The organism is Streptomonospora nanhaiensis (assembly GCF_013410565.1).
Lineage (GTDB): Bacteria > Actinomycetota > Actinomycetes > Streptosporangiales > Streptosporangiaceae > Streptomonospora > Streptomonospora nanhaiensis.
On sequence record NZ_JACCFO010000001.1, the window covers coordinates 420,466 to 440,824 of the forward strand.

The window sequence follows — 20,359 nt, forward strand, 5'->3', positions numbered from 1 at the left end:
GGATCGTGTTGACAACGTCAACCTAGGCAGTGAGGTTGACGCTGTCAACCGGGTCCCGTAGGCTCGGCGCATGTCCGCAGCTCAGAGGCGCGCCGCCGCGGAAGCGGCACCTTCGGAGCCCGCCGACTCCGCCGCCCCGTCCACGACCGCCGCCGAGGGCGCGTCCGCCCCCACGGCCGGACCGCCCGAGTCCTCCGAGCCGCCCGAGGCGTCGGCGGCCGCCGACACCCGGCGCCGCCTCATCGACGCGGCCTGGGACATGCTGGCCGCCGGCGGCCCCGAGGCCGTCACCATGCGCGGGGTGGGCGAGCGCGTCGGCGTCTCGCGCACCGCCCCCTACCGGCACTTCCGCGACAAGGAGGACCTGCTGCGGGCGGTGGCCATGCGCATGATGGACCGCATGTGGGCCGAGATCGTCGGCAACCTGCCCGGGCCCGACGCCGCCCCCGAGGAGGTGCCCGGCGCGCTGCTGCGCGCCTTCTCCGGCTACGTCCGCCTCGGCCTGGAGGCGCCCGAGCACTACCGGCTGGCCCACGGCGAGTACCAGGGCCACGGCGGCGGCGACGAACTCCACGCCGCCGCCGCCCGGATGATGGAGGAGAGCGTGCGCGCGGTGGCCCACGGCCAGCGGATCGGCGCGATCCGCCCCGGCGACCCCTGGCGCATGGTGCTGCTGAGCACCGCGGCGGTCCACGGCGTGATCAGCCTGGCGCTGTCGGGCCACCTGGTCAAGAAGCTGTCGGGCCGCGACGGCGCCGGCGAGCCCGCCGACGTGGAGACCGAACTGGACCTGCTGCTGGCCGACCTCGTGGCGGGCCTGACCGCCCCGGGCCTGCGCCCGGAGTGACGCGCGCCTCCTCACCAGGGCGGACCTCGCCTTCCCGCACGAAAGCGGCGCACCCCTACAATCCCTGCATGTCCCTCGGCACCTCTGACCTGATCCTCTACGCCGTCGTGGTCCTCGTCGCCGTCCTGGTGGTCGCCAACACGGTCACCGCGCGGCGCCGCAGGGCGGACCGCCCCGCTCCCGTGCGCCCCGCCGCGCCGCTGCTCCAGCCCCTGCCGCGCGACCTGGTCGAGCGTGCCACCGCCCTCGTCCGCCAGGGCAAGCAGATCGCCGCCGTCAAGCTCATCCGCGACCGCACCGGATACGACCTGCGCAGCGCCAAGGAGGTGAGCGACGCCCTCGCCCAGGGCCGGAGCATCCCCACCCTCCCCGAGCCCGGCGCGGGCCCCGCCGGCGGCTCCCTGGCCGACCGGGCGCGCGCGCTGCGCGACCAGGACCGCATGGCCGACGCCATCCGGCTGGTCGCGACCGAGACCGGCATGAGCGAGACCGAGGCCACCCGGTTCGTCACCGGACTGGACTGAGACACCCGGCCGGCCACCCGCCGCGCGCCACCTCTAGGCTCGTGATCATGGAGTACACAACCGCTTTCGTGACCGGCGCGAGCACCGGTTTCGGCGCCGAGATCACCCGCCGCCTCGTGGAGTCGGGGCTGCGCGTGGCGGCCGCCGCCCGCCGCGCCGACCGGCTCGCCAAGCTGGCCGACGAACTGGGCCCGGCCGTGCTGCCGGTGGAACTGGACGTGCGCGACCGCGCGGCGGTGGAGCGCGCGCTGGCCGGCCTCCCCGGCGACTTCGCCGACGTCGACGTGCTCGTCAACAACGCCGGCCTGGCGCTGGGCCTGTCGAGCGCGGCCGAGGCCGACCTGGAGGACTGGCAGCGGATGGTCGACACCAACGTCACCGGTCTGCTCTACGTCACGCGGGCGCTGCTGCCGGGCATGGTGGAGCGCGGCCGGGGCCACGTCGTCAACATCGGCTCGGTGGCCGGCAACTGGCCCTACCCCGGCGGCAACGTCTACGGGGCGACCAAGGCCTTCGTGCGCCAGTTCAGCCTCAACCTGCGCGCCGACCTGCACGGCACCGGAGTGCGCGTGACCAACGTCGAGCCCGGCCTGGCCGGCGGCACGGAGTTCTCCCAGGTGCGGTTCCACGGCGACAGCGAGCGCGCCTCGGCGGTCTACGCCGACACGCAGCCGCTGAGCCCCGGGGACGTCGCCGAGGCGGTGCGCTGGGTCGTGGACCAGCCCGCCCACGTCAACGTCAACACCCTGGAGCTGATGCCGGTGGCGCAGAGCTTCGCGCCGCTGAGCGTGCACCGCGACAGCGCCTGACCACCTCGGCGGCCGCCGCGCACCGGAGGCGGACGCCTCGCCCCGCGCCGCCCCCGCCGGGCCGCTCAGGGCAGGGCGATGTCCTCCGGACGCAGCGGCACGCGGGTCAGCGGGCGGCCGGTGGCGGCGCGCACCGCCGCCACCACCGCCGGGGTGGCCGACAGCGTCGGCGGTTCGCCCGCGCCGCGCAGGCCGTAGGGCGCCCGGGGGTCGGCGTGCTCCAGCACCTCCACGCGCATGGGCGGGACGTCCAGCACCGTGGGGATCAGGTAATCGGTGAACGACGGGTTGCGGATCACGCCGTCGGCCACCTGCACCTCCTCCATCAGCGCCAGCCCCAGCCCCTGCGTGGCGCCGCCCTGGATCTGGCCGACGAGCTGGCGCGGGTGCAGCGCGCGGCCGACGTCCTGCACGGCGTCCAGCGCCACCACCCGCACCAGGCCCAGCTCCACGTCCACGTCCACCACCGCGCGGTGCACGCACATGCCCAGCTGGGCGTGGGAGGAGCCCTGGCCGGTGGCGGGGTCCAGCGGGGCGGTCGGACGGTGCCGGAACTCCCGCGTCTCCTCCACCGCCGCCCCGCCCAGCACCTCGGCCAGCGGCACCGGCGGGGCGCCGCCCGGCGGCACCAGGCAGTCCCCCGCCAGCCGCGCGCCCCCGTCGGGGTCGCCGCCGTCGTCGCCGGAGAGGAACCCGCGCGCGCGGGCCAGCGCGACCACGCGGGCCCGCACCGCCTCGCACGCCGCCTTCACCGCGCCGCCGGTCATGTGCGACTGGCGCGAGGCCGACGACGACCCCGCCGAGCCCACCGACGTGTCGGCCGGGTGCAGCGCCACCCGCCGCACCCCCAGTTCGGTGCGGGCGATCTGCTCCTGCAGCGTGACCAGCCCCTGCCCGACCTCCACCGCCGCGGTGTGCACCAGTGCCACCGGCACCCCGCCGACCACCTCCAGGCGCACCCGCGCGGTGGAGTGGTCGTCGAAGCCCTCCGAGAAGCACAGGTTCTTCAGGCCCACCCCGTAGCCCACCCCGCGCACCACGGCGGCGCCGATCCCGGCGCCGCCCGCGCCGCCGGGCAGGGCGAGGGGGTCGGCGCCCTCGGCCGCGGGGTCGGGGCGGGGCGGCAGGGGCAGCGCGCGGGCCCGCTCCAGCATCTCGGCCATGGGCAGCGGCGCGTCGATCCGCTGGCCGGTGGGCAGCACCGACCCCTGCCCGACCGCGTTGCGCAGCCGGACCTCCACCGGGTCCATGCCCAGCGCGGCGGCGAGCCGGTCCATCTGCGACTCGTAGCCGAAGCACGCCTGCACCGCGCCGAAGCCGCGCATCGCCCCGCACGGCGGGTTGGTGGTGTAGACCCCGTAGGCGTCCACGGCCGCGTGCGGGATCTCGTAGGGCCCCAGGCCCAGCGACGCCGCGACCCCCACCACCGCCGGCGTGGTGGAGGCGTAGGCGCCGCCGTCGAGCACGATCTCCAGCGCCGCGTAGAGCAGCCGCCCGTCGGCACCGGCCCCGTGCTCGAACCGCAGGTGCGCCGGATGCCGGTGCACGTGGCCGTGGAAGGACTCCTCGCGGTTGTAGACGATCTTCACCGGGCGGCCGGTGCGCAGCGCCAGCAGGCAGGCGTGGACCTGCATGGACAGATCCTCGCGGGCGCCGAACGCCCCGCCCACCCCGGCCAGGGTCACCCGCACCAGCTCCGGCGGCAGCCCCAGGCACGGCGCGATCTGGCGCCGGTCGGCGTGCAGCCACTGGGTGGCGACGTAGAGGTCCACCCCGCCGTCCTCGGCGGGCACCGCCAGGCCCGACTCCGGGCCCAGGCACGCCTGGTCCTGCATGCCGACCTCGTATTCGCCGGTGACGACCACGTCGGCGCGGGCCCGCAGGTCGGCGACCGTGCTCCCGCGCGCGAGGTCGCCGGTGCGGATCGGCTGGTGGCGCAGCACGTTGCCGCGCGGGTTGTGCTCGGGGCGCAGCGGCACCGAGCCCGGCGGGTGCACCAGCGGGCACCCGGGGTCGAACGCGGCGCGTCGGGCGTCGCACACCGGCTCCAGGACCTCGTAGTCCACAACGACGCGCTCAAGGGCGCGCCGCGCGGTCTCGGGGTGGTCGGCGGCCACCACCGCCACCGGCTCGCCCCGGTAGCGCACGGTGCCGGCCGCCAGCACCGGCTGGTCGCGCACCTCCAGCCCGTAGCGGGGCTCGCCGGGGACGTCCTCGTGGGTCAGCACCGCGTGCACCCCGGGCAGCGCCAGCGCCGGCGCGGTGTCCAGGCGCAGGAGGCGCGCGTGCGGGTGCGGGCTGCGCAGCGTCATGCCCCACAGCATGTCCTCGGCCCACAGGTCGGAGGAGTAGGCGAACTCCCCGGTGACCTTGAGCGTGCCGTCGGGGCGCGGCGGGCTGTCGCCCACGCCGCCGACCACCTCGCCCGCCCGCGCCGAAGCGGGCGGGGCCGCGGCGGGCGGCGCGGTGCCCGCCCCCCGGGCCGTCATCGGTCCACCACCAGGCGGCGGTGCGCGCGGCGGCCGGCCGCCGCGGCCTCCTCGGCCGAGACGGTGCGCGGCTCGCCGCGCTCCACCACTGTGGCGCCGCCCACCAGCAGGTGCTCCAGCGGCGCGTCGGGGCCGAACACCAGCGCCACCACCGGGTCGTCGACGGAGTCGTGGCCGAAGCCGTCCACCCGCCACAGCGCGATGTCGGCGAGCCTGCCCGGCTCCAGCGAGCCGAGGTGGTCGTCGCGGCCCAGGCAGCGGGCCCCGCCCAGCGTGGCCATGTGCAGGGCCTGGCGCGCGCTCAGGGCGCGCGGCCCCTTGCGGGCGCGGGCCGTCAGCACCGCCTGGCGCAGTTCGCCCACCAGCCGCGTCAGCTCGCTGGAGGCCGCGCCGTCCACGCCCAGGCCCACGGCCACGCCCGCCTCCAGCAGTTCGGTGGCGCGGCACACCCCCGCGCCCAGGCGGGCGTTGGAGGACGGGCAGTGCGCCACCCCGGTGCCCGAGGCGCTGATGCGCGCGATCGCGGTGTCGGACAGGTGCACGGCGTGGGCCACCCACACGTCGTCGCCCAGCCAGCCCAGCTTGTCGGCGTACTCCACCGGCGTGCAGCCGTACTCGGCCCGGCACTGCTCCTCCTCGTCGCGGGTCTCGGCGAGGTGGGTGTGCAGCCGCACCCCGGCGGCGCGGGCCAGCCGCGCCGACTCGCTCATCAGCTCCGGGCTCACGGTGAAGGGGGAGCACGGCGCCACGGCCACCCGCGTCATCGCGGCGGGGGAGGGGTCGTGGTGGGCGTCGAGGGTGGCGGCGGTGCGGGCGAGCGCGGCGTCGGTGTCCTCCACCACGGAGTCGGGCGGCAGGCCGCCCGCCGAGCGGCCCCGGTCCATGGCGCCGCACGCCAACTCCAGGCGCAGCCCCACGGCGCGGGCCGCCGCGACCTCGGCGTCGGCGATCCCCTCGCGCCCCCGCGGGAAGAGGTAGTGGTGGTCGGCGGCGGTGGTGCAGCCCGACAGCGCCAGCCAGGTCAGCCCGGCCGTGGTGGTGTCGGCCACCGTCTCGGCGTCCAGGCGGCTCCAGACCTCGTAGGAGCCGGCCAGCCACTCGAACAGCGTCGCGTCGGCGAACATCCCCTGGGTGGCCCACTGGAACAGGTGGTGGTGGGCGTTGACCAGGCCGGGGGTGGCCAGGCAGCCGCGCCCGTCGATGACCCGGGCGCCCGGAACACCGGGGGCCGGGCCCGGCCCCACGTGCGTGATGATCCCGCCCGAGGCCACGACGTGGCCGACCGGGTACTCCGCGCCGCCGACCGTGACGACGTGCGCCCCGTCGACGACGACCGTGCCGGCCTCCGCCACCGCCTGCCTGCCCGCGCGCGTGCCCGTCTCCGTGGCCACCGACCGCCTCCTTCCGTCCTCCGCGCCCCGGCGCGGTCCGCGTGTGTCCCGCCGTGTCCGCCTACCCATCCGCGCCCCGCCGCCGACGCGGGCGCCCCCTCCGGCGCGCCCGCCGCTCAGGGCCCATCCGGCCGGAGCCGGCGGGCGTGGGCGTGCTCGGCGGCCCGCCGCACGGCCGCCTGGTAGCCGGTGCAGCGGCACAGGTTGCCCGCCAGCGCCTCCCGGATCTCCGCCTCGCCGGGCACCGGCCCGCCCGCGCCGACCGTGCGGGCGATCAGGTCGTCGGCCTGCACCAGCAGGCCGGGCGTGCAGAACCCGCACTGCACCGCCCCCTCCTCAAGGAAGGCCCGCTGCACGGGGGCGAGCCGCTCGGTGCCCGCACCCGGCTGCCCGGCACGGGTCGGCGGGCCCCCGCCCGCGCCCCGGCGGGACCGGGCGCCGCCAGGCCCTCCACCGTGCGCACCCGCCGCCCGGCCGCCTGGCCGGCGGCCACCAGGCACGCGCACACCGTCACGTCGTCCAGGCAGACCGTGCACGACCCGCACTCGCCCTGCTCGCAGGCGTTCTTGCTGCCCGGCAGGCCCAGCCGCTCGCGCAGCACATACAGCAGGCTCTCGCCGGGCCACACGTCGTCGGCCGCCACGGCGGCGCCGTTCACGGTGAACTCCACGCGCATCAGGTCCCGCCCCTTCGCAGTTGGGCCGCGCACCGCACCCAGGCGCGCCGGGCCAGCACCGCCAGCGCGTGCCGGCGGTAGGCGGCGCTGCCGCGCACGTCGTCGATCGGCCGGGCGGCGCCGGCCACCAGTTCGCCGAAGCGCCGCGCCGCCGCCTCGGCGGGGGCCGCGCCGCCCGCCCAGTCGAACTCCGCCGCCAGGAACTCCTCGGCGGCCTCGGCCCGCAGCGGGGTGGGTCCGGCCGACCCGATGCCCGTGCCCACCCGGCGCGCGCCCGTGTCCAGCGCCAAGGCGAACGACACCACGGCGATCACCATGGCGTTGCGCGGTCCGACCTTGGCGAACACCTGCGGTCCGGCGGGCCGGGGCAGCAGCACGGCCGCCACCAGTTCGTCGTCGCGCCGCACGGTCCGGCCCGGTCCCAGGTAGAACTCCCGCGCGGGCACCCGCCGCACGCCGCCCGCCGAGGCCAGCTCCACCAGCGCGCCGGTGGCCAGCAGCGGGGGATGGCAGTCCCCGGCCGGAGAGGCGCCGCCGAGGTTGCCCCCAACCGAGCCCCGGTTGCGGATCTGCGGCGAGGCCACCGAGCGGGCGGCGTCGGCCAGCGCCGGGGCGTGCCCGCGCAGGTCGCCGGCCAGCCGGGTGTAGCAGACGCCGGCGCCCACGCGGGTGTAGCCGCCCTCGGCATGCCACCGGGCGAGCTCGGGCACGCGCGTGAGGTCCAGCAGCGCCGGCGGCCGCCGCCGGCCCAGGTTCAGCTCCACCATCACGTCGGTGCCGCCCATGATCGGCACCGCATCGGGCCGCGCCGCCTTGGCCGCCAGCGCCTCGGGCCAGGCCGCCGGGCTCACAAAGTCCATACGCTGCCCCCATTGACGGCGCCGGAGTGCTCGGCCGCGGCGGCGGGCGCCCCGGGACCCGTCTTCCCGTCCGTCTCCCCGGGCCGCGCACCGCCGCCGCGGCCGGTTATGGCAGTGAACCCCCGCGCACCCGCCCAAGGCCAGCGCCCGAACCCCTGAAGTCGCGAGCACTCCGCGGCGGTTCCTTGTAGTTTTCTACAATTCCGGCGTGGGCTAACGTTGTCCGCCACGCGGCGCGATGCCGACCCCGCGCCGCGGCGGGCGGCCGAACGAGGCGGGGAGGAGGGCGCCGATGCGCATCAGCGACCTGGTCGCGGTCCCGCACCTGCGGCTGCGGCTGCTGGGCGGCGGCGAAGACGCCGACCGCGCCCTCTCCGGTGTCGCCACCACCGACCTGCTGCACCCCGAGCGCTACCTCTCCGGCGGCGAACTCGTCCTGACCGGCATGATGTGGCGGCGCCGCCCCGAGGACTCCGCGGAGTTCGCCGCCGCGCTCGCCGCGGCCGGCGCGGCCTGCGTGGGGGCGGGCACCGCCCTCGGCGAGGTCCCGCCCGACCTGGCCGCCGCCTGCGCCCGGCACGGCCTGCCGCTGATCGAGGTCCCCGCCGAGACCTCGTTCGCCGCCGTCACCGAGGAGGTCCGCCGGGCGCTCGACGCCGAACGCGACGACGGCGCCGCCCGCACCCGCGAGCGGCACCGCCGCCTGCTCGCCGACCTCGCCGGCGGCGCCGACCTGCCCGGCGTCTTCGCGGCCGCCGCCGCCCAGGCGCGGCTGTCCTGCTGGGTGGTCTCCGGCACCGGCCGCCCCGTCGCCTCCGGCGGCCCCGCCCTGGGCGCCCGCGAGCGGCTGCGCGTGGCCGCCCAGACCCTGCTCCGCCCCGGCCCGCGCGTCCTGGACCTCGCCGCCGCCGAGGGCGCCCCCGCCCGCCGCCTCGCCGTGCTGCCCGTGCGCACCCGCGCATGGCACCCCCTGACGGGGTGGCTGCTGGTCTGCGCGGGCGACCCCGCCCGCTGGCCCGCCGACGTGCGCGAGTCGGTCGACCACCTCGCCGCCATCGCCGCCCTGGCCCGCAACCGCGCGGAGCAGCGCGCCGCCGACGACGCGCGGCACCTGGCGGGCCTGCCCCGGCTGCTGGCCGCCCAGCGGTTCGACGAGGCGGCGGCGCTGCTGCACGTGGCCGGCACCCCCGACGAGGAGGAGCGCGCCCGCACGCCCCACGCCGTGGTCGAGGCCGCGCTGCTGCCCGCGCCCGCCGAGCCCGACCTCGCGCGGCGGGTCCTGGCCGAACTGCTGGCCGAGTGGCCCGGCGCGGCGGTGACCGGCGCCGACCCCGCCTTCGCCGTCGTCCCGCTCACCGGCGGCCCGCCCGGCGCGGCCCCGGCCGATGCCGAGGAGGCGCCCGCGCCCGGCGGCGCCGACGCGCTGCGCCGGCACCTCGCCGAGGGCGCGGCGGCGCTGGAGCCCAAGCTGCTCGACCACCGCCTGGCCGTGGGGGTCAGCACCGCCGCCACCGGGGTCGCCGACCTGCGCGGCGCCGCCGCCGAGGCCCGCAACGCCCGCCGCCTCGCCGAGATGCGCCGGGGCCGGGCCGCGATCGCCACCGGCGCCGAACTCGACTCCCACGAACTCCTGCTGGCCGCCGTGCCCGAGGAGGTCCGCTCCGTCTACCGCGACCGCCTGCTGGGCCCGCTGCTGGAGTACGACCGCGCGCACCGCTCGGACCTGCTGGCCACCCTGGAGCGGTTCCTGCGCTACTCCGGCTCCTGGCAGCGGTGCGCCTCGGCCATGCACATCCACGTCAACACCCTGCGCTACCGCATCGGCCGCATCGAGGAGCTGACCGGGCGCGACCTCAGCAGCCTGGAGCACCGCGTGGACCTGTTCCTGGCGCTGCGCCTGCACCGCTGACGCCCCCTGCGCCGGGCCCGCGCGCGGACCGGACGTGTCGGCCGCGGCCGATAGCGTGCCGCCATGACCGACCTTGACCTGAGCACCGGCGGCGAGGTGAGCGGCGCCGACCTCGCGGGGCGCGACCTGCGCGACGCCCTCGCCGACGCGCCCGCCCGGCCCCGCGCCTTCATCGGCTGCGACCTGCGCGAGGCCGACCTGAGCGGTGCGCACCTCATCGACGCCGTGTTCACCGACTGCTGGCTCGACGGCGCGCGGCTGGACGGCGCCGCCCTCGACGGCTCCCGGTGGTCGGGCGGGGGCGCGCCCGGGGCCGGGTTCGCCGGCGCCGAGTGCGCCGAGGCCGCCTTCGACCGCGTCGACCTCGCCAACACCGGGTGGGCCGGCGCGGTCATCACCGACACCGTGTTCACCGGCTGCCGCCTCACCGGCGCGGCCCTGACCGGCACCCGGGGCCTGGGCTACGCCTTCGTCCGCTGCAACCTGATGCTGGCCCGCCTCAAGGGCGTCAACCTGCGCGGCCAGGAGCTGCACGGCCTGCGGCTGGACGACACCGACCTCACCAAGGCCGACCTGCGCGCCACCGTGTGGCACGACAGCCGCCTGCGCGGCGCGGTGCTCACGGGGGCCGACCTCGACGGCGCCGACCTGCGCGGCGCCGACCTCGGCCAGGTCCGCCTCTCCGACGCCGTGGCCCTGCGCGGCGCCACCGTCTCGCCCGAGCAGGCCGGGATGCTGCTGGGCTCGCTGGGCATCCAGGTGGTGCCCCCGGGAGGCTAGTTGGGGCCGCACGCGCGGCCGCCCGTAGCGGGCTTGCCCCCCCGACAGCACAGCGCCCGCCCGGCGGGCCTGGGGCCCGGCGCCGGACGGGCGCTGCGAGGGGGAGCCGGCCGGGGCGGCCGGCGGACGGGGCCGCGGCGGCGGCCCCGGGGCTACTTGGCGTGCCCGCGGGCCGCCACCACGACGAACACCGCGGTCGCGGCCACCGCCGTGCCCAGCATGACCAGGGTCATGCTCGTCATGGTCGTGCCGCCGTGCAGGCCGGCCGCCGCCGCGATCGTGCCGCCCAGCGCGAACTGGAGCGTGCCCAGCAGCGCCGAGGCGCTGCCCGCCGCCGAGGCCGGCTGGCTGACGATCGCCAGGGTGGTGGCGTTGGGCGAGATCAGGCCGGTGAAGAACATCATCACGAACAGCACGGCCGTGACCGTCACCAGCGTCGCCAGACCGGAGAGGTCCAGGGCCAGCAGCAGCGCCACGCTGGCCGCCGCGCCGAACAGCCCGTACAGCAGCCGGCGGGTGGTGTGCACCTTGCCGATCAGCGCGGCGTTGACCTGGTTGCCCAGGATCATGCCGAGCGTGTTGATCCCGAAGATCAGGCTGAACTGCTGCGGGGTGGCCGCGAACTCCGACTGGGAGACGAAGGAGAACGCCGAGATGTAGGTGAAGCTCATGGCGAAGCTGAGCGCCATGGTCAGGGTCGGGCCGATGAACCGCGGGTCCACGATCAGGCGGCCGAACAGCCGCAGCATCTGGCCCGGGTGCTGGCGGGTGCGCTCCTCGACGGGCAGGCTCTCGGGCAGGCCGAACAGCACCAGGGCGAACCCGGCCAGGCCGGCGACGCCGAGCACGGCGAAGATGAGCTGCCAGGGGCCCATCAGCAGCAGCTGACCGCCCAGCAGCGGGCCGAGCATCGGGGCCAGGCCGACCAGCAGCACCAGGCGCGAGAAGAACTTCGCGGCGGAGTCGCCGTCGAAGGTGTCGCGGACCACGGCGCGGGCGATCACCATTCCGGCGGCGGCCGCCAGGCCCTGCACGAACCGGACGAGGCTGAAGACCTCGGCGGTCTGCACGACCATGCAGAGGAAGGACGTGGCGGCGAACACCGCGATCCCCACCAGCAGGGGCTTGCGGCGGCCGAGCTGGTCGCTGAGCGGACCGATCACGAGCTGGCCGAGGGCCAGACCGACCATCACGGCGGTCAGCGTGAGCTGGATCTGCGACTCGGGCGCCTTCAGGTCCGCGGCGATCTCCGGGAACGCCGGCAGGTAGAGGTCGGTGGCCAGCGAGCTGGTCGCGGACAGGACCCCCAAAATGAACACGAGCAGCACGACCGAGCGGCGCGGACGGTCGGTGGACGGGTTGGCGCGCTGAGTCGGCACCTGGGCTCGGGTGGTCCCGAGGCGCGAACGCACAGCGGTAAGGCTCACTAAGACTCCAGCAGACAGGACGAGATGACTGCGAACGACGTGGAAGAGAAGCGGCACCGCGAGAGACCCGAGGGCCGGTGCCGGGCGCCCCAGAGCGGGGTCACCTGGCCTGCAACACGGCATCCCCTTTGCGAAATCCCGAGGTGCCGTTGATCTTCCCGTGATGTGAATTACGTGCGGGAAAGCCCGTGAACGCGGGGATTTCCGGGGCCTGTGACGGCCCGCACGGGGCGATCCGCACCGTCCACCGGTCAGCGTCCGGTAAAGGCCGTCCGATGCCGGGTCACGGGAGGTGCCGCAAGCCCTCTGAAAAGGGCCACGCGCCCTCCAACACAAGGCCCCCTTTGCGAAATCCCGGGTATGCGTTGATCCTCCCGTGATCTGCGTTACGTGGGAAAAGTCCCGTGGCGGCAGGGGTTTGCGGGACCGGCGCCCGACCGGCCGGAGGAGAGGGCGCGCCCCGCGGGGGTCAGCGCCCGGTAAAACCCGGGGCGGGTGGCGCCGGCCCCGCCGCCCCCGGCCCGGTCGCGTCCGGGGCCGCCGGGTGAGGGGAGGGCCCGCACGGCGGGCGAAAGGGGAGGGCCCGGCATCCGCGAGGCCCGCCGCGGGGGTGCGGGGCCGCCCGCCGGCGCGCCCCGCCCGGCGGGCGCGCGGCGGCACCCCGGCAAAGCCCGGGTCACGCCCGTCTCCGCCGCGCGTCCGCTCCGCGCGCGCCGCGGGCGCGCGGGAATTCCGCGCTCCGCCGCAGGTGGCGGGCGGGTTGGGATTTTCTTGGCGTTTCCTGTGCATGATCGGGACCTCGGCGGTTAGCCGCCCCGGTGCACGCACCAGTGGAGAGTCGAGGGCCTCTCCCCGCGTGCGGGTGTGAACCCCACAGGGGGCACCCGGACCGCCCCGGACGGCGGCGCGTCGAGGCGCCGCCCGTCCGCACGGCCGGTGCCGCACGGCTTCGGGGGGAGCCGCAGGCGCCGGCCCGGGGAGCAGCAGGACGCTCCCCCCGGTGGGCTGCCTGTCCGCCCGCCGGAGCGACACGGGGTACGGCCGGGGCGTGCGGCGCTTCCGTCCCGAATGGCGCCCGCCCCGGCCCGGGTCCACCGACCGGGGCGCGGGCCTCCCTGGCCGCCAGGAGCGTCCGCCCCCGACGTCCCCCCTGCCGCGCCTCCGCCGGGCTCCCGGAGGCTCCCCGGACACCACGACGGGCGCACTCCGATGCCCGCTGCGCACCGGAGGGCGCCCGCCTTCGGCGGCGGCGGGGTGCCTTCCGCCGCCGCCCTCGGGGTGGTCCCTCGCCGTCCGTGCGGCCGGCCCGGTGCCGGCCGCACGGACGGTTGCGCTAGTCGTCCAGCGCGGAGTCGATGGCCGTCATCAGGCTGCCCTGGGCGTCGTCGCCGTCCAGCGACCACGCCATGATGCCGCCGAGCCCCTGGTCCTGGGCCCACTCGACCTTCTGCCGCATGGCGGTGGGGTCGTCGTAGGTCCAGAACGTGGTGCCGTTGTAGAGCCAGGCGGTGCCGGCCGCGTCATCGCGGTGCAGCGTGTAGCCCGTCAGGTTCTTGATGTTCTTGTAGTCGTCGATGCCGGCCTCGAACGGCCCGGGCGCGGGTCCCGTGGAGGACTGGAACAGGCCGTCGCCGTTGGGGCCGCCGGGCACGCCCGTCCAGCCCCGGCTGTAGAACGGCACGCCCATCACGAGGTCGGCCGGGTCCGCCCCGCGGTCGGTGTAGGCGGCGAGGGTCTCCGCCATGCTGTAGGTGCGGGGCCCCGGGTCGCCGGCCACGGGGGTGAGGTTGGACTGGTGGTTGGTCGTGGACTCCCACGCGCCGTGGAAGTCGTAGCCCTGCAGCGTGACGAAGTCGAAGTCCTCCATCAGCGGGCCCACCTCGTAGCCGGCCTCCACCTTGGCGGGGTCGGCGGCCATGAACGCCGTCAGCTCGTATTCGCGGCCGTTCTCGGCGCCCAGCGCGTCCAGCTGCTCGCGGAACTCCTGGACCAGCGCGGTGAAGTTCTGCTTGTCCTCGGGGCGGTAGGTGTTGTCCGGGTGGCCCTCCGAGCCCGGCCACTCCCAGTCGAGGTCGACGCCGTCGAACACCCCGGCCGCGGCACCCGTGCCGCCCGCGCCGTCGATGACCGGCAGGTTGCCGCGCAGGTACATGTCCACGCAGGAGCGCACCAGCCGCTCCCGCGACTCCGCCGTCAGCGCGGCGTCGGAGAGGTTGCGCGACCAGGTCCAGCCGCCCAGCGAGATCAGCACCCGCAGCCCGGGGTGCTTCTCCTTCAGCTCGCGCAGCTGGTTGAAGTTGCCGCGCAGCGGCTGGTCCCAGGTGTCGCCCTGGCCGTCGACGCTGTCGGCCGCCGCGAAGGCGCGCCCGTAGTCGGCGTAGGCGTCGCCCTGGCCGGGCTGGTTGGCCATGAAGCACTGCCCGTCGGCCGAGACGTTGGCGAAGGCGTAGTTGATGTGGGTCAGCTTCTCGGCGCTTCCGCTGGTGTCGACGTCCTGCACCAGGTAGTCGCGGCCGTAGATGCCCCACTGGGTGAAGTAGCCCACGCGGCGGTCGCCGCCGGGACCGGGCCCTCCGCCGTCCTGGTCGGTGCGGGCGGTCACCGGTCCGCCGGCCGCGGACCGGTTGCCGGCCGCGTCGTAGGCGCGGACGGCGAAGGTGTACTCGGTGTCGGGCTCCAGGCCGCCGACGGTGGCCGAGGTCGCGCCGCCGGTGGTGGAGGCGACCACCTCGCCACCGCGCAGCACCTCGTAGCCGGCCACGCCGACGTTGTCCCGCGCCGCGCTCCAGGCCAGGGTCAGGCTCGTCGCGGTGGTGGCGGAGACCCGCAGACCGCTGGGCGCCGTGGGCGCCTCGGTGTCCTCCTCCGACCCGCCGCCGGTGCACGGGTCGCCGTTGAGGGTGCAGGTCAGCGGCTCGGTGTCGGTCGGCCCGGCGGAGAAGGAACCGTTGAACCCGATCCCGTAGCTGCCGCCCGCGGGCACGGCCGCGCCCCAGCTGGGCGGGGTCACGGTATAGGTGCCGCCGGAGCGGGACAGGCTCGCGTTCCACAGGGACGACACGGCGGTGCCCTCGGGCAGGGTGAACCGGATCGTCCAGTCCTCCAGCGCGGAGGACGTCTCGTTGATGATCGTGAACTGGCCGCTGTAGCCGGTCTCCCAGCTCTGGCCCTGGGTGTAGACCACGGTGACCTGGCCGGGCGCCGCTGCGGCGGGCGCGGTCGAGGCGGCCAGGAGCGAGGTGGCCGCCATCGCCAGCGCGAGCGCCGCGGCGGACAGGCGGGCGGTGGTGCGCGGGGACCGGGGAAAGCGCCGGTCAAAGGTGCGGGCGGACTTCCGAGGGGATCGCGCGAACAGTCTCAAGGGGGATCTCACGGGGTCGGTCTCCTACTCCGCGGCAGGAAGGGGGAGGGCGGCGCCCGCGCGGGGGGCTGCGCCGCCGCGAGGGTGCCGGGGGACGGCGCGCGGGCCGTCACGAATTTTTTAGGAAACTTAACTGTCAGTTTTTGTGCCTGGCAAGGGCTCCGGGGCGGCAGGCGCGGGGGGCGCGGGCGCGGCCGGGGGCGCGTGGGACCGCTGTGACGGCCCCGGTACGGCCCGCCAACTGCGCAGGTCCGCGCGGCGGGGGCGGGGGTGAGGAGGGCGCGGGGGCGGGTGGCCGGATCCGGCCGCGGTGCGGGGATTGACGCGGGCGCCGGCGGCGGTGCGCAGGCCGGGGCAGGGCGGCCGGAGCGGCGCCGGCCCGGCGGCGGGCTCCGCTCAGCGCCGGCCCAGCCGGTCGCGGAACCAGGTCATCGCCGCCCCGGTGACCTGCTCCAGGGCGCCGGGCTCCTCGAAGAGGTGCGTGGCGTCGGGGACCAGGTGCACCTCGCACTGGACGTGCAGCCGCTCCGTGGCCGCGAAGGACACCCGGACGATGGGCTCGTCGGCACTGCCCGCGATCAGCAGCACGGGGGCGGCCAGGTCGTCCAGCGCCTCCTCGGCCAGGTCCACCCTGCCCCCGCGCGAGACCACCGCCGCGACCCGGTCCGGGCGGCGCGCGGCGGCGCACAGCGCCGCCGCCGCGCCCGTGCTGGCGCCGAAGAGCCCGACGTCCAGCGACGCGGTGGCGGGATCGCGGGCGAGCCAGTCCACGGCCGCCGTCAGGCGCCGGGTCAGCAGGGGGATGTCGAACCGGTACCGGCCGTCGGCCCGGTCGGCGCGCTCCTCGGGCTCGGTGAGCAGGTCGACGAGCAGGGTCGCGAACCCCGCCTTGTTGAGGGCCTCGGCCACCTGCCGGTTGCGCGGGCTGTGCCGGGAGCTGCCGCTGCCGTGGGCGAACAGCACGACCCCCGCCGCCTCGGGGCCGGCCACCAGGTCGCCGGTGATCTCGGCGTCGCCCTCGCGCACCGCCACCGTTCGCACGTCCATGTCCCGCCGCCCTCCTGGTCGGTTTCTCGCGCCCCCCACTACCGGGGAACAGGGGTGCGAAACGCCCGTCCCGGGGGAGAGCGCGCGGCTTCGCCGGGGCGGCCCGCCCGCCGGGGAGCGCGGCCTACTGCGGGCCCTCGCCCCCCGCCCCGGGGTCGTCCTCGGCGCCGCGCGGGTCGGGTTGCAGCGGGTCGTGGCCGAGGGTCATCAGGCGGTGCCGCCAGGCGTCGTCGCGCCGCTCCACCGGGGTGGCGAGCAGTTCGCCGACGCGCTCGACCACCGTGCGCATGGTCTCGACGTCCTCGCCCGTCAGGTCGACGCGGCGCTTGTCCAGGACGGCCACGACGCGCCGGCCGATGTCGGAGACCCCCATCGAGGGCTCGCTGCCGAAGCGGTCGGGCCCCGAGGCGTCGGTGAGCAGCCACCGGCGCAGCTCCTCGCCCGTCATGTTCACCGAGGCGTGGAACTCCTGCCACAGCTCCTCGGTCTGCGGATCGGTGCGTTCGCGGGCCATGCCGACCTCCTTCGCGCGGCCTGTCCGGTCCTGTCGGTGGGGTGGTGGGCACCCGGCTCCCCGCTACCGGCCGCGGCCGTGCCCAAACCCCCCGGCGAGGGGCCGGCGGGCGCCCGCCCGGGTTTACCGGCGGGCGTACGCGGTAGGGGCCCGGAAAGAGCCGAAACCGACGAACGCGACAGCGCGGGAGAGGAGTTTTCGGCATGCCCACCCAGACGGAGGAGTTCCTGCGCACCCACCCGCGCGACGTGGGCGGCGACGTGGACCTGGTCAAGACCGCGGTCGAACGCCTGGCCGCCTGCGCGCAGGCCTGCACCGCGTGCGCCGACGCGTGCCTGGGCGAGCCCCGCGTGGCCGAACTGGCGGCCTGCATCCGCCTCGACCTGGACTGCGCCCAGGTGTGCGAGGCCACCGAGAGCGTGCTGACCCGGCGCACCGAGCCCAACCGCGCGCTGCAGCGCAGCCTGGTGGAGACCTGCGTGCTCTACTGCGAGGCGTGCGCGCGGGAGTGCGAGCGGCACGCCGCCCACCACCGCCACTGCCGGTTGTGCGCCGAGACGTGCCGCATGTGCGAGGACGCCTGCCGCCAGCTGCTGGTCCACCTGTAGCCGGGTGCGCGGCGCGGTGGTTCGCGCGCGCCGCCCGCACCCCCGTCAGACGCGAGGACGCGAGAAGGAGGCAGCCCATGCCCGGGCGCAAGGAACTCCCGGACACCCTGAAACGCTCACCGCGCGGTGCGCAGGACACCTGGGTCAAGGCGCACGACTCCGCCGTCGACACCTACGGCGAGGGCGAGCGCGCCCACCGGGTGGCCTTCGCGGCGCTCAAGCACGGCTACGAGAAGGTCGGCGACCGCTGGGAGCCGAAGGAGGGCAAGGGCCCCTCCGACAAGCAGGCCGCCAACCCCAAGGCGCCCAAGCAGCGCGCCGGCTCCGACAAGCCCACCGCCGGGGGTGTCGACGCCAACGCCAGCAAGGAGCACCTGTACCGGCGCGCCAAGGAGCTGGGCGTGCGGGGCCGCTCGCAGATGAGCAAGAAGGAGCTGGTCGACGCCCTCCAGAAGGAGAGCCGCAGCCGGACCCGCAAGGCCCGCGCGTCCTGATGAGGGGGCGCGCCACCCGGCCGCCCGCGGCGCGGGCGGCCGGGCGACGACGGGATCCGCCGGGACCGGGTCCTCCCGCCCCCCGCTCTGTCCGTCGGGAGGACCCGTCCCGACTCCGCAGGCGCCCGAAGGCGCCTGGTGGGCCGCGGTGCACCGCGAGAAGCGGTGGTAAAGGGATGATCTACCGCATTACCGGCGCGGCAAACCTCGCGAATCGGATTTCCTGCCCGTGAGGGGCGATTCCGCTTGAGCCTCCGCGGCCGGGCGCTGCCGCGGCGGATGCGCGGGGCCGGTCCCGCTGTAGGGGCGGCACCGCGACAGCACCTCCTCGGCCGCCGCGATCACCTCGCCGACCCCGATCTCCAGCAGGCCGGGATCGGTCGCGGCGCCGTGCGGGTCGCCGGTGCGCCCGCGCCACAGCACGGCGTGGCGCGGTGCGTCGATCCGCGGCCCCCACAGGGCCGGATCGACCGGCCCGAACAGGACCACCGAGGGGGCCGCGTAGCCCGTGGCCAGGTGCGCCACGCCCGTGTCGCCGCACACCACCAGCCGCGCCCCGGCCACCGTGCGCGCCAGGCGGCGCAGCGTCGTGCGTCCCGCGAGCACGCGGTCGGCCCCCAGCCCGGCCAGGCCGGCGACCCGCCGCGCGATCTCCCGCTCGGCCGCCCCGCCCGTCACCACCACCTCGTGGCCCCGAGCCGCCAGATGGCGCGCCACCGCCGCGAAGCGCTCGGGGGGCCAGCACCGCGACTCCGCCGCCGCGCCGGGGTGCACCACCACCGCGTCGGGGCGGTCGGCGCCCGCGCCGCCGGGCCGGACCCCGGTGTCGGCGGGTACGGGCAGCCGCAGGTCGGTGGGATCGGCGGCGATCCCGTACCAGGCCAGCAGGCGGCACCATACGTCGGTCTCGTGGGTGCCGCCCGGCCAGGCCGGCCCGCCCGCCGACTCGGGGACCTCGGCGTGGGCGTGGGTCCACAGGCGCCCGGGGCGCAGGCCGAGCAGCGCGCGCGTGGACTGCGGTCCGCGCCCGTGGAGGTTGACCGCGAGGTCGGGGGGAGCGTCCTCGGCCCATTCGGGCGCGCGTGTCCCCGCCCCCGGCGCGATGCGCCAGCCCGCCAGCCCGGCCAGGTCCAGCAGGTCGGCGTGGGCGGGCGGCGCGGCAAGGTAGCGCCGCCACCCGGGGAAGGCGCGCTGGAGGGCGCGCAGCGCGGGGACGGCGGTGAGGAAGTCGCCCAGGCCCAGGGCGCGCATGACCAGCAGGCGGCCGGAGCCCCCGCCGGAGGCGCTGGCGCCGTCGAAGCCGTCAGGGGTGGTGCCGATGTCCGCCATGCTCCTGCGCCTACCGCCGCCCCCGGGGGTTGAAACACCGGGCCGCCGCCCGCGGCGGCGGGCGGAGCGGTGGCGGACCGGGGACGCCGGCCCGCCCGCGGCGGGGGCCGCGCGCGGGGCACGGGGCCGGGCGCGGCCGGGATGGGGTCCGCACGGGCGGGCGGCGTTGCGGGCCCCGGCGGGGGAGTCCCGCCGGGACCCGCCGAGGTCACGACGGCCTTCTATCAGACCGCCGCGAACGCCCCGTGCCCGGGCACCGGGCGTTCGTCTGGCGGCCGGCCCTCTTGCGGCACGGGCCGGACGGGCTGCGGCGGGGGCGCCGCGTGCCGGGCGGCGCGGGCCGCCCGTGCGGGGTCAGGTGTTGGACGTGCTCCCGCTGATCTGGGACAGGACCGAGGAGGGGTCCCGCTCCACCGCGAGGTCCCCCAGGGACACCACGCCCACCACGCGCTCACCGTCCACGACCGGCAGCCGCCGCACGGCCTTGTCGCGCATGCACTGGATCGCGCGGTCGATGCTGTCGTCGGGCGCCACCGTGGTCAGGTCGCCGCTGACGGCCTCGCCCACGGGGGTGCCGTCGATGTCGGCGCCGTCGGCCACACACCGGACGACGATGTCGCGGTCCGTCACCAGCCCCACCAGCCTGCCGCCGTCGGTCACGACGACGTCGCCGATGTCGCTGTCGCGCATGTCGACGGCGGCCTCGCGGATCGACGTGTCGGGCGACACGGTGTGGGGAGGAGCCGTCATGATCTCCTTGACCTGCTGAGCCATGGTCACCACCTCGCTTCGATGCTCGGGTTCGTGGCTCGGGTCAAACCGGGCGGCCGGCGCGGTCCACCGCGCACGGTCCACCGCACGTGGGCACCTCTACCAGGCGGCAGGCCCTTGAAACCCGGCGATGTCGTTCCCCGGGGAACAGGACGCGGCCTGCGAGAATGCGCTGAAAGGGATGCCGTGTGCGACGGCTCGGACACGCCGCGTCGGCGTGGGCCGGGGCGGGGGCGGCACAACCGCCCGGCCGCCCGGCCGGGCAAGGGCGCCGAGAGGACCTGATGGCCGTGCGCCGCGACGACCGCCGGCGGCTGCGCCGCATCGAGGAGGGGCTCGCCTCGACCGACCCCGACTACGCGCGCCGCCTGCGCCGGTGCGCCGATCGCCTCGCCGAGCACTCCGCTCCGTCGGCCGCCGAGCCCGTCCCGCGCGCGGCCCTGCCCCTGCTGTGGGGCGCCGTGCTCGTCGCGGCCCTCGTGCTCGTGCTGGCCACCGCCCTGGCCGCCTGACCCGCCGGGGA

General features: G+C 76.8%; 17 protein-coding genes and 1 pseudogene. 8 read left to right on the forward strand and 10 right to left on the reverse strand.

The window, feature by feature from the left end; genetic code table 11:
- Positions 1-70 precede the first annotated feature (70 nt).
- The 3 genes from HNR12_RS01670 (at position 71) to HNR12_RS01680 (ending at position 2,180) form a co-directional block, all read left to right on the forward strand.
- On the forward strand, positions 71-847 hold the full coding sequence (locus tag HNR12_RS01670; protein ID WP_222600411.1) for a TetR/AcrR family transcriptional regulator: 777 nt from the start codon (positions 71-73) through the stop codon (positions 845-847).
- Positions 848-915: 68 nt separating this feature from the next.
- Positions 916-1,371: a 50S ribosomal protein L7/L12 gene (locus tag HNR12_RS01675; protein WP_246424979.1), complete on the forward strand. Its 456-nt coding sequence runs from the start codon at positions 916-918 to the stop codon at positions 1,369-1,371.
- Between the two features lie 47 nt (positions 1,372-1,418).
- Positions 1,419-2,180 carry an SDR family NAD(P)-dependent oxidoreductase gene (locus HNR12_RS01680; RefSeq protein WP_179765787.1) on the forward strand — a complete coding sequence of 254 codons (762 nt, stop codon included), beginning with the start codon at positions 1,419-1,421 and terminating at the stop codon, positions 2,178-2,180.
- Positions 2,181-2,245: 65 nt separating this feature from the next.
- Here HNR12_RS01680 and pucD read toward each other — a convergent pair whose 3' ends face one another.
- The 4 genes and pseudogenes from pucD to HNR12_RS01700 form a co-directional block, all read right to left on the reverse strand.
- Positions 2,246-4,669 (reverse strand): xanthine dehydrogenase subunit D, encoded by a 2,424-nt coding sequence (gene pucD / locus HNR12_RS01685; RefSeq protein ID WP_179765788.1) that lies wholly within the window; start codon positions 4,667-4,669, stop codon positions 2,246-2,248.
- Positions 4,666-6,060, reverse strand: a complete 1,395-nt coding sequence (locus HNR12_RS01690) for an 8-oxoguanine deaminase (protein ID WP_338119706.1) — start codon at positions 6,058-6,060, stop codon at positions 4,666-4,668. The genes pucD and HNR12_RS01690 overlap by 4 nt, the downstream gene beginning before the upstream one ends.
- Before the next feature lie 116 nt (positions 6,061-6,176).
- Positions 6,177-6,736: pseudogene (locus HNR12_RS01695) on the reverse strand ((2Fe-2S)-binding protein).
- Positions 6,736-7,596, reverse strand: a complete 861-nt coding sequence (locus HNR12_RS01700) for an FAD binding domain-containing protein (RefSeq protein WP_179765790.1) — start codon at positions 7,594-7,596, stop codon at positions 6,736-6,738. The pseudogene HNR12_RS01695 and the gene HNR12_RS01700 overlap by 1 nt, the downstream one beginning before the upstream one ends.
- Before the next feature lie 292 nt (positions 7,597-7,888).
- Here HNR12_RS01700 and HNR12_RS01705 point away from each other — a divergent pair, with 292 nt between their 5' ends.
- Positions 7,889-9,505, forward strand: coding sequence for a PucR family transcriptional regulator ligand-binding domain-containing protein (locus HNR12_RS01705; protein WP_179765791.1), 1,617 nt, complete (start codon positions 7,889-7,891; stop codon positions 9,503-9,505).
- Positions 9,506-9,568: 63 nt separating this feature from the next.
- The gene (locus HNR12_RS01710; protein WP_179765792.1) at positions 9,569-10,285 is read left to right on the forward strand and encodes a pentapeptide repeat-containing protein; all 717 of its coding nucleotides are present in this window, start codon (positions 9,569-9,571) and stop codon (positions 10,283-10,285) included.
- A gap of 152 nt (positions 10,286-10,437) precedes the next feature.
- Here the strand turns inward: HNR12_RS01710 and HNR12_RS01715 are convergent, their stop codons facing one another.
- The 4 genes from HNR12_RS01715 to HNR12_RS01730 form a co-directional block, all read right to left on the reverse strand.
- Complete coding sequence (locus HNR12_RS01715) at positions 10,438-11,664, reverse strand: multidrug effflux MFS transporter (RefSeq protein WP_308251295.1); 1,227 nt, start codon at positions 11,662-11,664, stop codon at positions 10,438-10,440.
- Between the two features lie 1,381 nt (positions 11,665-13,045).
- Complete coding sequence (locus HNR12_RS01720; RefSeq protein ID WP_179770330.1) at positions 13,046-14,962, reverse strand: glycosyl hydrolase family 18 protein; 1,917 nt, start codon at positions 14,960-14,962, stop codon at positions 13,046-13,048.
- 507 nt (positions 14,963-15,469) lie between these two features.
- A complete protein-coding gene (locus HNR12_RS01725; protein WP_179765794.1) occupies positions 15,470-16,120 on the reverse strand; it encodes a dienelactone hydrolase family protein in 651 nt (216 codons plus the stop codon).
- A gap of 124 nt (positions 16,121-16,244) precedes the next feature.
- Positions 16,245-16,634 (reverse strand): DUF3140 domain-containing protein, encoded by a 390-nt coding sequence (locus HNR12_RS01730; protein ID WP_179765795.1) that lies wholly within the window; start codon positions 16,632-16,634, stop codon positions 16,245-16,247.
- A 203-nt stretch (positions 16,635-16,837) separates the two neighbouring features.
- Between HNR12_RS01730 and HNR12_RS01735 the strand changes: the two genes are divergently transcribed.
- Positions 16,838-17,242: a four-helix bundle copper-binding protein gene (locus HNR12_RS01735; protein ID WP_179765796.1), complete on the forward strand. Its 405-nt coding sequence runs from the start codon at positions 16,838-16,840 to the stop codon at positions 17,240-17,242.
- A gap of 77 nt (positions 17,243-17,319) precedes the next feature.
- The gene (locus HNR12_RS01740) at positions 17,320-17,736 is read left to right on the forward strand and encodes a ChaB family protein (protein ID WP_179765797.1); all 417 of its coding nucleotides are present in this window, start codon (positions 17,320-17,322) and stop codon (positions 17,734-17,736) included.
- Positions 17,737-17,925: 189 nt separating this feature from the next.
- On the opposite strand, the gene HNR12_RS01745 is transcribed toward HNR12_RS01740, so the two are convergent.
- Together HNR12_RS01745 and HNR12_RS01750 are read right to left on the reverse strand one after the other, a co-directional pair.
- A complete protein-coding gene (locus HNR12_RS01745) occupies positions 17,926-19,065 on the reverse strand; it encodes a glycosyltransferase family 9 protein (RefSeq protein ID WP_179765798.1) in 1,140 nt (379 codons plus the stop codon).
- A gap of 354 nt (positions 19,066-19,419) precedes the next feature.
- On the reverse strand, positions 19,420-19,839 hold the full coding sequence (locus tag HNR12_RS01750) for a CBS domain-containing protein (protein WP_179765799.1): 420 nt from the start codon (positions 19,837-19,839) through the stop codon (positions 19,420-19,422).
- A 281-nt stretch (positions 19,840-20,120) separates the two neighbouring features.
- On the opposite strand from HNR12_RS01750, the gene HNR12_RS01755 reads away from it, so the two are divergent.
- A complete protein-coding gene (locus HNR12_RS01755; RefSeq protein WP_179765800.1) occupies positions 20,121-20,348 on the forward strand; it encodes a DUF3040 domain-containing protein in 228 nt (75 codons plus the stop codon).
- Positions 20,349-20,359 lie beyond the last annotated feature (11 nt).